This is a genomic window from Fervidibacillus halotolerans, from assembly GCF_026547205.1.
In the GTDB taxonomy this organism is placed as follows: domain Bacteria; phylum Bacillota; class Bacilli; order Bacillales; family Caldibacillaceae; genus Fervidibacillus; species Fervidibacillus halotolerans.
The window spans coordinates 1,244,640-1,257,003 of the sequence record NZ_CP106877.1 but is presented as its reverse complement, the minus strand read 5'-3'; the positions used below and the strand labels follow the sequence as shown (position 1 = coordinate 1,257,003).

8 protein-coding genes are annotated in these 12,364 nt (G+C 38.2%); all 8 read left to right on the top strand.

Translation table 11 applies throughout. The features are described from left to right. Positions 1-82 precede the first annotated feature (82 nt). The 8 genes from OE105_RS05910 to OE105_RS05875 all read left to right on the top strand — a co-directional run bounded on the left by OE105_RS05910 (position 83) and on the right by OE105_RS05875 (position 12,252). Positions 83-2,449: a hypothetical protein gene (locus OE105_RS05910; RefSeq protein ID WP_275421821.1), complete on the top strand. Its 2,367-nt coding sequence runs from the start codon at positions 83-85 to the stop codon at positions 2,447-2,449. Next, positions 2,442-3,389 carry an ABC transporter ATP-binding protein gene (locus tag OE105_RS05905; protein WP_275421820.1) on the top strand — a complete coding sequence of 316 codons (948 nt, stop codon included), beginning with the start codon at positions 2,442-2,444 and terminating at the stop codon, positions 3,387-3,389. Before OE105_RS05910 ends, OE105_RS05905 begins: the two co-directional genes overlap by 8 nt. Next, positions 3,373-4,209, top strand: coding sequence for an ABC transporter permease (locus OE105_RS05900; protein WP_275421819.1), 837 nt, complete (start codon positions 3,373-3,375; stop codon positions 4,207-4,209). Before OE105_RS05905 ends, OE105_RS05900 begins: the two co-directional genes overlap by 17 nt. A gap of 105 nt (positions 4,210-4,314) precedes the next feature. Further along, positions 4,315-5,817, top strand: coding sequence for a hypothetical protein (locus tag OE105_RS05895; protein ID WP_275421818.1), 1,503 nt, complete (start codon positions 4,315-4,317; stop codon positions 5,815-5,817). A gap of 13 nt (positions 5,818-5,830) precedes the next feature. After that, positions 5,831-6,829 (top strand): AAA family ATPase, encoded by a 999-nt coding sequence (locus tag OE105_RS05890; protein ID WP_275421817.1) that lies wholly within the window; start codon positions 5,831-5,833, stop codon positions 6,827-6,829. Positions 6,830-6,833: 4 nt separating this feature from the next. Continuing rightward, the gene (locus OE105_RS05885; protein ID WP_275421816.1) at positions 6,834-7,700 is read left to right on the top strand and encodes a DUF58 domain-containing protein; all 867 of its coding nucleotides are present in this window, start codon (positions 6,834-6,836) and stop codon (positions 7,698-7,700) included. Positions 7,701-7,709: 9 nt separating this feature from the next. Then, positions 7,710-9,479 (top strand): vWA domain-containing protein, encoded by a 1,770-nt coding sequence (locus OE105_RS05880; RefSeq protein ID WP_275421815.1) that lies wholly within the window; start codon positions 7,710-7,712, stop codon positions 9,477-9,479. Further along, the gene (locus tag OE105_RS05875; protein WP_275421814.1) at positions 9,472-12,252 is read left to right on the top strand and encodes a VWA domain-containing protein; all 2,781 of its coding nucleotides are present in this window, start codon (positions 9,472-9,474) and stop codon (positions 12,250-12,252) included. The genes OE105_RS05880 and OE105_RS05875 overlap by 8 nt, the downstream gene beginning before the upstream one ends. The last annotated feature ends 112 nt before the right edge of the window (positions 12,253-12,364 follow it).

The window sequence follows — 12,364 nt, the reverse complement described above, 5'->3', positions numbered from 1 at the left end:
GAATTATTTGTAAATTTTGTAACTTCATTTTCTTTCTCATCGTCTAAATTAATGAAATGATTCATACGAAGGAGGAAACAAATTGAAAAGATTCACCGCTTTCATCGTTCCTCTCATCATATTCCTTTGTTTTTCAACGAATGTAAAAGCGGATGATGCAACCCTTTCCGTTTCTTATGAACTCGGTGCAAACGGATTTATTCAATCATCGGAAGGTTTTCCAATTTGGTTTACTGTGAAAAATGAAGGGGATCATCCGTTTGATGGACAATTGATCGTTTATTTTCAAATCGAAACTTCCTCTCGAGCTGCCAAGGTTCTTCCCGTTTATGTAGGACCAGGGGAAAGTAAAAGATATTATACATCTTTACCCCGTGTGAAGGACCAAATTTTTCGTGCAAGTACTGGGAGGGATGATATTGAATTATATGAAGGAGATTGGGCAGATGGGACGAAGGTTTCTTTTACCGGTGATAAAAAACTGACCGTGAACATTATCGATTATAATCGACTCTTTGTCGGTGTGTTAAGCGAGAATTCAGAACGTTTAAAAAATTGGTGGGGGATAACATCTGATCAATTCCATTGGTCAACTTTATCAAGGGAAAATTTACCGCGAGATTCCGTCGGCTTAGAAATGTTTGATGTACTGATCGTTGATGAATATCCCCTCTCTACCCTTGAAAGAGATCAAATTGAAGCATTGGATGAATGGATCAATCGCGGTGGAGTGTTATTGATCGGAGCCACATCAAATGCGAAACAGGCTTACGGAACGATTTATGAGCAACTGCCGATGAAACTAGAAACAGAGGAAATGGTAACAGATGTTAAATTGAAAAAGGGAAATGTTGATGTACATTTGGATGATCTGGTCATATTTACCGGACCGGTCGAAGATGGAAAAATTATTCGTTCTCATAACGATCATCCTTTAATTTTAGAAAAAACAAGTGGGTCTGGAAAAATCATCCAAACTTCCTTTTCCTTAGGTGATCATCCGGATGTGTCTACCGTTGCATCTGCCGAGTATTTTATGGAATTATTAAAAACTGCCATTACCTCCTCGTTAAATACGAAAAATAGGTTGAACAATATATATTGGGAATTAGGCGAGCTAAATGAATTATTTGGAAAAGCTAGTTTATCACCCTTCCATTTATTGGTTATTTTACTTTTATATACATTGGTACTCGTACCGGGTTTGTATTTTTTCTTGAAACGGATTGATAAGCGAGAATATGCGTGGTGGATCATTCCAACCATATCCCTTGTCATCTCCATTTCCTTATTTTTATACGGGGGAAAGGATCGAATGAAACAACCGTTACAAAATGAACTCGGATTTTTCATTTCTGAGGGCGAGCAACTAAACGGTTATTATTTAGTATCCTTTCAATCGAATAAAAGTGGTGAATATGAATTAAAAACGAATAAAACTGAATTTCGTCCAATGCCGATCGGACATTCATCATACTTCCGGAATTTCCAATCGATCGTCGCTTACATTACAGAGAATCAGGGAGAAATGAACCTTACCTATTCAGATGTACCGTACTGGTCGATTAATTCATTGATCGGAAAGGCGAATAAATCATTAGATCACTCCTTCGTTTATGATCTTTCAATCAATAATAATCGTTTGAAGGGAAAAATTACGAATTTATACCCATTTGATTTTGAAGAAGTATTTATTTGGTCTGGCGTATACACATACCCTTTAGGATCGGTCAAACAAGGTGAGGAAAAATCGGTAGATATCGTATTACAAAGTCCTTGGCTAACGAAACCAGCAAGTGATTCTTACGTTTATATGAACGAGGATAATTTAACCGATACGCTGAAAAAAAGGTTAATGTATAATGTAACAGGTTTAGTTCCCTATTCCAAAAATCAATCGGTCATTGCCGGTTTTACAGAGGATGCGGTGATTGATGTGGAAATGGCCAAAAAGAACGAAAAGAAAAACAGTTTGTCAATAGTTATTCAACCGTTTTCCCTTAATAGGCAAGCATTTGAATCGTTTACGATTACAGAAAGGGATATCACCTTCGATATTTTTAAGGAATCGGGCATATCGAATACGGAAGGAAAACTGGAAAGATGGATGGAGATGCCTTACTGGAGGAGAGAAGTGATTTTAGAAGAAGGAATTTTTCAGTTAATCTTTTATTTACCAGAGAATTTAAAAGATATTACGCCCGTAATCGATGAGTTGACGATCGAAGTACAAATGATGGAATCAGACCAATATTCCATTTTAAATGTTAAAAATGATACCTTCCTTCCATTGAATGAGTTCGGGAATATAATAAAGTTTACAGACGATGCAAATGAATACATTTCGGATGATGGAACGATTACACTTCAGTTGGAGAAAACTTCAAATATGAATCCGAACACATATATGCCACAGCTTACGGTGAAAGGTCGTGTAGCCAATGATTGAAGTGCGTCAGTTAACGAGAAAATTTGGGAATCTTACTGCCTTGAATGCTGTAAGTTTTAATGTGGAACGGGGGACGGTATTTGGATTTGTCGGGCAAAATGGTGCTGGAAAAACGACGACATTTAATATTTTGGCAACATTATTACCACCCACATCTGGAGATGCATTCATTAACGGATATTCTGTCGTTCATCAACCGAAGGAAGTACGTAAACAAATCGGTTATATGCCCGATTTTTTCGGCGTATACGATCATTTAAAAGTAGAAGAATACTTAGACTTCTTTGGTTCCTGTTTCGGCATTCTCCCAAATGAAAGGAAAAAACTGATTCCCCAATTATTGGAGCTAGTCAATTTAACGGATAAAAAAAACACATATGTTGATTTATTATCTCGAGGAATGAAACAACGACTCTGTTTAGCACGGGCCCTCGTACATGATCCGGAAGTGTTAATTTTAGATGAGCCTGCTTCCGGACTCGACCCAAAGGCAAGGAGTGAAGTGAAAGATATCATTCGAGAGTTAAAATTAATGGGAAAGACAATTTTGATTTCCTCCCATATTTTACCTGAATTAGCGGAAATGTCCGATGAAATTGGTATTATCGAAAAAGGAAAGTTAGTGATGAAAGGATCGGTTTCCGAAATCCGCAAACAATTGTCTGGCGAAAAGGTAATCGAGGTAAAAATGAATGGGCAATTGGAAGAAGCAATTCGCTTTTTTGAAGACGATCCATTCGTCACCTCCGTTGTTAAAAATGAAGGAAACAAACAGTTTATATTCACTTATAAAGGAACCGATGAACAACAGATTCAATTATTACGAAGTGCGGTTTTAAAAGGATTGCCGATTACTAGTTTCTATGAAAGGGAAAGAAATTTGGAGAGGGTATTTATCGACATTATGAAAGAGGTGGAAAAAGATGAAGCGATTCAATAACCCGGTTCTTTCCAAAGAATTTAAACTTCGCTTTCGATCAGGTAAAAGCTACATCGGATTATTATTTTATTTACTAGCGTTAGGGATTTTAGTTATCACCTTTATTTTCGCTCAATCTTTTTCCTCCCAGTTTGGTTTTTTTCATCCCCGGGAAAGCCAATGGATGTTTTACTATCTTTCGTTTTTACAATTGGGATTAATTTTGTTTATGACCCCGGGTTTAACTGCAGGGATTATTAGTGGGGAACGGGAAAAGCAAACGTTAAATATTTTACTAACGACTCCCCAAAGTTCGTTGACTATTGTACTTGGCAAACTTCTTTCCTCCATCTCTTACTTACTTATATTACTTTTTTCGTCTTTACCTATTTACAGTTTTGTTTTTATATATGGCGGAATATCACCTAGTCAATTGGTTACGGTTTTTATGCTGTATTTGATCACGATTTTTGCAATTGGTAGTTTTAGTATCCTATTTTCTACGATTATTCGTAAAACCATTCCAGCGATGGTTACTTCCTATGCTTTGATGGTTTTTTTCTCAGCTGGAACGGGAATTTTGTTAGTTCTTTCGATGATGATCGGCACCAATCTAAGTCCACCTTATACGACAAATGTCGTTTCTTATATTTTCGCCAGTTTAAATCCTTTCGTCGTTATGCTTAGTATATTGAATCAGGAGTTTTACAATGAAATTAATCAATTGTTATTCAATATTCATCTTCCCCCTTGGGTTACGTATGTTAGTTTTTATCTTTTCATTTTCCTCATATCGATTTTCGTCAGCGTAAAAAAAATCCGTCCAAATATCGGACGTTAATTACGAAAGGAGGAAGGGAGGTCCACATTTGGTGGACTATCCAACCCGCATCCGATGAATGAAAGAAAACGGTTTGTTTCACTAATACAATCGGTGAAAGGTAAGTTGAATCGGGCAAAAATAATAAAGGAATCCCAACGATTTTTATTTGAGATTAGCTTCGTTTTTTTTCTATGGATGATCCTTTCCCGATTGATTGTCATTAATTTTGTTGATCGGTTCATCGGAATTACAATCGTTCTACTTCTTTTCTTTCAAATCATTCGATTATGGAAAGGCAGGATTCGAACAGAAGAGGCGGTCAAATTTGCAAATCAATTTGTTGGAGAAGATCGGGTTTTGTCCGCATATCGGTTTATTGAAAAAAATGGTCCAGTGGAAAAGTTATTAGTACAAGACGCCGTTAAACATTTAGAAGATGCACGGGAACAATTGATGAAGTTTAAGGCGAAAAAGATTTATCCAATATTTTTACTTTTATCCTCTGTATTTCTTTTCTTTGGCATTCTATCCAGTTTGTATCCGAATGAGGTGATGAAGGAAGCAAAGAAACAGGAAAAAGAGCGGGAGATTGTCCAAGAATTGAAAGAAAGGATACGTGACCATTGGAGGAAAGAAACGGATCCGGATTTAAAACCATTGCAGGAAGAATTGTTGCAAATGATTGAAGATACGAAAGATGCAAATGAACTGTTGGCAAATATGGAAAAATCTTTAAAAGAAAACGATTTATCTGCAATGAAGGAACAAGAAAATGCGAAAAATTACGAAAAATGGTTAGAGGAATTGCGAAACAGTGGATTATCTTCCTTTGCCGATACGGTTGAATCAAAGGATATGGAAGCGATTAAAAGGGAATTGGCCCAATTGGAAAAACAATTCAATCAATTGGATGAAAAAAGTAAAAATGCGTTGAAAAGTGCGATTTCTGAAAAGTCCGATGAAAGTTGGACGGAATCATTAGAAAAACAAATTGAGGAATGGAAACAGTTGGAAAAAAGAACCGAATCGGTCCAAAAGAAGGGAGAATACTTAGCTAATTTAAGGAATCATTTTACCCAGCAATTGGCATCCTCCAACCTGCTACCGCCTGATGTTGCTTCCGATTTAAAAAATGAAACAGATCGTAGTGACGAGCTGAATAATGGATCCGGTCGAGATGGTGGAAATGACAAGGGAGGGAATGATACAGGTCAATCTCAAGAAATAAATAACGGAGAGAAGGCGGATCGTAACGGAACGTCTGAAAGGAATCTAGGCACTAATAACGGACAGCGTTCAGGAGGAGGTGAAAGCGGTGGCTCGAATTCTGAAAATCGATCAGGGGATCGTGGAGCGGGAATCGATTCGACAGAAAATTTGTTTTTGACCGTTCCAGAGAAGATCGATGGGCCGATTAATTTAGAGAATGATTTTGGAATCATCGGTGAAGGTAGCCAAGGTGTAGAATTTGAAAGCGAGGGTCTCGCTATGAAAGGAAATCTCCGTCCATATGAAGAAGTTTTTTCCGAATATGAAAAAGCCTACTTCGAGAGTACGAATCGAACAAGGTTGCCTGAAGAATTACAAAAAATTATCCAAAATTATTTTTCCAGTATTAAACCGTAAATGGGGGGATTTTATGTCGATTCAAAATGATGAAACGCAATTTTTAGAAGCAAAAACGAAATTGCTCCAATTAAAGGATGAAATTCAACGTTTCATCGTCGGTCAATCCGAGACGATCGACCAATTGTTATGGACGATTTTTTCCGGTGGCCATGCCCTTTTAGAAGGTTTACCCGGCTTAGGAAAAACGATGCTCGTTCGCACCTTGTCCGAATGTCTCCATTTATCTTTTCGTCGTATACAATTTACGCCAGATTTAATGCCATCGGATATTACCGGAACGATGATTTTGGAAAGGGATGATTCAGGAAAACAAAGGTTTTTCTTTCACGAAGGCCCGATTTTCCATCACATCATATTAGCTGATGAAATTAATCGGGCTACTCCGAAAACCCAGAGCGCATTGCTCGAGGCGATGGGAGAACGGACCGTTACCGTCATGGGAGAAACAAGGCCGATGAAAACCCCCTTTTTCGTGTTAGCTACGCAAAATCCAATCGATATGGAAGGGACATATCCCCTACCAGAGGCGCAAAAGGATCGTTTTTTAAGTAAAATTATCGTGCCCTATCCATCGAAAGAAGAATTAAAGGAAATTGCTTTAAAAACGACAGGAACGGAAAATATCGTTTTAAATCGAGTGATGGATGTGGAAGATGTTCTCCATTATCAACAATTGGCAAAGAAAATCCTCATCTCTGAAGATATGTTACATTTAGCAGTATTAATTATTTCGGCTACCCATCCGGATGATCCATCCGCTCCGGAAATGGTGAAATCATATGTTCAATACGGGAGTGGACCAAGGGGGTTACAAAGCCTCATTCAAATGGCGAAAACTCGTGCCCTTTTTTCCGGTCGCTATGCTGTTTCTACCGGCGATTTGAAACGGGTATCTTTCCCGGTGTTACGTCATCGAATTTATTTGAATTTTGAAGGAGAAGCAGAAGGAATTACCCCTGAAATGATTATTTCTAATATACTGGAAAAGGTAACGGAAAGCGGGGGTTGAGGAAATGTCCTACAATTGGTTTCATCATTTGGCGAAACGAAAATTAGTCGTAAAAACGAAAAGAAAAGGATTTCATAAAGGAATGCGGGTTTCCAGCGCATTCGGATATTCCTTCGATTTTTCCGATTATCGTCAGTATGAATTAGGGGATGATCCCCGACGAATTGATTGGAATGTTTATGCGAGAACAGAAAAATTGTATATTAAACGATTTTTGGATGAACAGGAAATATCTGTTGTTGTGTATTTAGATAGTACGACTTCCATGACATTGGATGAAAAAAAATGGGAGTTTGCTAAGCTATTGGCTGCTGCTTTTGGGTTTATTGCATTAAATAATGAAGATCGGTTCACATTTCTTCCCGTTGGTGAACATTGGAATACTCCTCCGTTAGAACGAAAAGGAAGCTCCTTTAGCAAAAACATCGTTGATCATATTTGTGAACTTCCAAAAGAAAAAGAAAACTCGACGGATTTCTCAAAAAATATGGAGAAGCGATTTATCCCGATGCGAGATTTAACAATTATCATCACCGATGCTTGGGAACCGATTGACCAAATTGCAACGCTCTTTCAACGGATTGCACCTAGGGTAAAAGAAGTCCGTTTTCTTCACATATTAGGAAAAGAAGAAATTGCCCCACCCTATGAAAGGGATGTTCAATTGGTAGATAGTGAACAAAATACTACGGTAAATGTGTCGATGTCAAACACTGTGGTTGAAAAGTACAAAAATCGATTACATCAGCATATAAAACGACTGGAGGTTTTATGTCGTCGATATAAAATCCATTACTTACAAGTAGTTGAGGGCGAAAATTTGCATAAGTTTTTTTTACAAACTTGTATAAAGCACGGTTGGTTGGAATGAGGTGAAAGGATGGGATTTTTAAACCCGTATATGTTTGCATTGATCACATTGATCGGACTTTTTGTGTTGTTTTACTTTTTTCGAAAACAATACGAGAAAAAAGTCATTCCATCCAATATGATATGGATCCAAGTTATGAAAGAACGGGAAGCATCTCGTTTTTTCCAAAAATGGCAAAATCACCTGTTGTTTTGGTTGCAACTTTTGTCGTTACTCTTCTTAATGTTTGCGTTAATGCGTCCTTATTTAACCGTCGAAAGGGAAAAGGGAGAAGAATTCATTTTTATTGTGGATACATCTGCAACGATGTTGGCAAATCACGGGTCCAAAACCGTTTTTGACCGGCATAAGGAAGAAATGTTATCGATCCTCGATCAACTTCACGAGCAGGAAGTGACAATCATTACAGCCGGGTCCAATCCGGAAATACAATTATGGAAGGAATCGGATCGAAAAAAGATAAAGGATGCGATTGAGGGATTATCCGTTACATACGAACATGAAAATATAGCTCAAGCTTTACGACTGGCCAGGGCTATGTTGGCTAACGAAAAGGGGGCTATCCATCTATTTTCAGATGGGGTGAAATGGGAGGAAGTTACGAAGATCATAAATGACCGATATGTCGTTGTTCATAATTCACAAGAGGATGTAATCAATGTCTCCCTTCGTTCCTTTGTCGTTGGATCCATGTTTGATAAAGTAAAGGGGATTGCGGTTTTGAAAAACGATAGTGACGTTAAAAGAGAGGCTACCTTCTCGGTTAAAGGAGAAAAAGGAATCCTCTTTCAGAAAACCGTCGTTCTTTCCCCCGATTCGGAAATGCTCATTCCGATCGATTCATTACCGAAACAAAGTTTTTATTACGGAATTGTAGATGTAGAAGATGAATACGTACCCGATAACTTTTCCACTGCCCTATTCCATCAAAATACACAACCAGTATATGTTCACGGAAATATTTCTCCATTTTTTGTAAGGGGACTTGAAAGTATCGGCGTGGACGTTTACCATCTCGATGACCAACAGACGGCTCCTCATGAAAAGGGAATCGTTGCGACAGATCTTTCGTCTATAGAAGACGACTATGGAATCGGTTATTTTTTGTTTGAGAGTACTACGGAAAATTTGGAACCGGTGCTCGGTTCTATTAAACAAGTAGACGATCCTTTATTGAACTATGTAGATATGAGAAATGTTCATATTTCAAAAAGTCGTTCGAGTTCGCCCTTTAATGAATTGGAATCGATCGTTTCTGTCGGCGATCGACCGCTAATTCAAAAGGGGATGCTCGATGGCATTCCAACGGTCGCGTTTTTATTTCCTATCGAACAAACGGATTGGCCAATGCATCCGAACTTTCCAATCTTCTTATACAATAGTTACGAATGGCTCGTCCAACAATCGAAGCCGATGGAATATTTTCAACCAGGAGAAAAAAAATGGCTCAACTTCGAATCCGAGTTGGTCGAAGTATTCTCAATCGATGGGAAAAATTTGTATACCGTACAAACGAATCGAGAGGCTTTCCAAGCTCCCTTTGAACCGGGAATCTACCAAGCTATATCGGGTCATCAAATATATTATTTTTCGGTACTAATCGATGAACAAGAAAAAAAGGTATCATCGGAAAAGTCCTTTACATTAAACGATTCCCTATTGGATGGAACGACAGGGGAAAAACAACAGGTAGGTACAAATTCCCTTTGGTTTCCATTAGCCCTTTTCGCCCTACTCATTTTGTTCGTGGAATGGGAGGTGTTCCGTAGAAATGCTTGAAATGAAATACCCATTTATGCTCATTCTCCTAATTCCCATCCTTTTTAGCATGTATTTTTTTTACAAAAAACATATTGGAACAAATAGAAGCGGAAAATTCGTTCTCGTTATTTTCCGCGGTATAATCTTTATCCTTCTTGTATTTGCTTTGACTATACCGGGTATCAGAATACCTGATAAAAATGTGGATGTCGTTTTCCTGATCGATCGATCGAATAGTGTAACCGGTTCGGAGGAGGAAACACTATCCATCGTCAATGAAATGATCGAAAAGAAAGGGCTGGAAGATCGGTACGCAGTCCTTTCCTTTGGGAATTCCCCCCAGTTGGAGTCCCCTTTACGTCAACGGAAAGAACCCTTTACCTTTTATTCCTTTGATGAAAAAGGGGATACCAATATCGAAGACGGTCTGTATTTAGCCAGTTCTTTACTGAAAAATGGCGGTAGGATCGTTTTAATTACCGACGGATTAGAAACGAAAGGAAACGCCATAAATGCGGGTCAATTGTTAAAAGACCGTGGAATCGAAGTCGATTATATGCTAGTGGAGGGAAATGAAAAAGAAGAGATGGCCCTCTCCTTGTTTTCTCTATCCGAATCTTTATACGAAGGGGAACAGGCGGTCATCACTGTTCACGTGCAAAGCAATACGGATGGATTTGCGTATTTAACTATTTTTAAAAACGGTAAAAAAATCATCCATGAACCTGTTCAAGTAAAGCGAGGGGAAAACCGTTTTTCCTTTCATGACATCGTTCAAGAAACAGGTCTGAACGTGTTTAAAGCTGAACTCATGACTGATCAGGATACATTTATCGAAAATAATACCCTTTTTGCTGTTACCAATGTGAAGGGTATTCCAAAAATATTGCTTGTAGAAGATCAACCATCTCCATTAAGCGGAATCTTACAACAATCCGGTCTACATGTGGATTCGCTTTTACCTAGCATGTTACCAGACACATTAAGGGGTTATTTATCCTATGAATCGATCCTTTTTAACAATATATCTGCCACCTATGTCCCTGAACATCGAATGAATTTCATTGAACAGGCGGTTAAAGAATTCGGGAAAGGATTCGTTATGCTCGGTGGAGAAAATAGTTTCGGTTTAGGCGGATATTTCCAAACTCCGATCGAACGATTATTGCCTGTTAATATGGAAATTACGGGGAAAAAGCAATTGCCTTCCCTCGGTTTGGTCATTGTACTCGATCGTTCCTCAAGCATGCGTGGAGAAAAGATCATGATTGCGAAAGAAGCTGCAGCTAGATCAGTCGAATTACTTCGTGAAAAGGATTATTTTGGATTTATTGTCTTCGATTATAAACCTCACGTTATCATCGAAACGAGTCCCATTGAGAATCGTGATAAAACGATTGAAAAAATACGTTCCATTTCTTCCGGTGGTGGGACGCAGTTTTATGATTCATTGAAACTTGCAGTTGAACAATTGGAAACCCTTGATCTCCAAAGGAAGCATATCATCTTATTAACTGACGGAGAAGCGAGTATCGATGGGGATTATTTTTCATTAATTGACCGGGCAAAAAAAAGCCATATTACGTTATCAACTGTTGCTATCGGAACTGAAGCGAATCGTCTCCTGTTAGAAAAACTTGCTAAAGAAGGGGAAGGAAGGTTTTACGATGTACAAAACGAATCGGTCATTCCGAGTATTTTATCGAGGGAAACATCGATGATGACGAGAACGTATATCGTAGATGACCCTTTTGTTCCAAGGGTATTTCCTATGGATGGATGGGATCGTTTGTTTACAGAAACCGTTCCGAAAATGAATGCATACATTGCCACAACACCGAAGGATTTAGCTTCCATCCCGATCATTAGCGATAAAGATGACCCGATTATTAGTGAGTGGACATATGGACTTGGTCGAACGGTTGCCTTTACATCCGATGTAACAGGGAAATGGTCTGGAGAATTCGCTAGTTGGAAAGATTGGTCAAAATTTTTAAATTATATCGTTTCCCGTTCTCTGCCCCAGTATGAAACAACACCCTTTTCCTTTACGATTGAAAAAGAAGGTGGAGAAAAATTCGGTCGCTTGAAAACGGGCGATCGTCGCCTGTTCCAAATGGAAGTTTCCATCGTTTCCGATCAAGGAGAAAAGATGGATGAAAACGTAAAATTAATTGGACCAAATGAATATGAATTGGATTTACCAGAGGAATCGGGGCTGTATTATTTACAAGTAAAGCAGACGTTTGAAGATGGGGAAGTACGAACATACCAAACGGGCTTTTCCATCCCTTATTCTGAAGAGTATCTTCTTTTAGGAACGAACGAAGATTTATTACAGGAAATTGCTAAAGAAACAGGGGGGAGTCAAATTTCGGAGGAAACAAACGTTTTTCGTCCGTTGAAAAAACCGTTAGTAAATCGTACGGAACTTAGCCATTCGATTTTACTTACTGTTTTTTTTCTCCTATTTTTTGAATTTTTCTATCGTCGATTTGGTTTTTCTTTCTTGATCGACAAAATAAAAGAAAGAAGGAATAAGGAAATCAATGTAAATCGAAGTCACGGAAAAAGCATTGGAACGATTTTGGAAAAAACGAAAGAAAGGAAACAGACCGAACCCAGCATCAGTAAAACTCCGAAGGGAAAAAACGTTGAAAAAATTCAAGATAAGAGTATTGAAAAAGGTGAATCTCTAAAAAGTAGAGGGGACAACTATACGAATGATCAACAAAGTAGAGAGGAGAAGATTAACCGATTGATTGAAGCGAAAAAGAGAAAGCGGCTTTAAATCCTTATGGAAGCAATTTTAACTTGGTTCAATTTCGTAAGCGAATCCCAATTGACAATCAAGCCAAATCCGTGTAACATGTTTTTGTAAAGTTTTTTTACTTAACACCTAT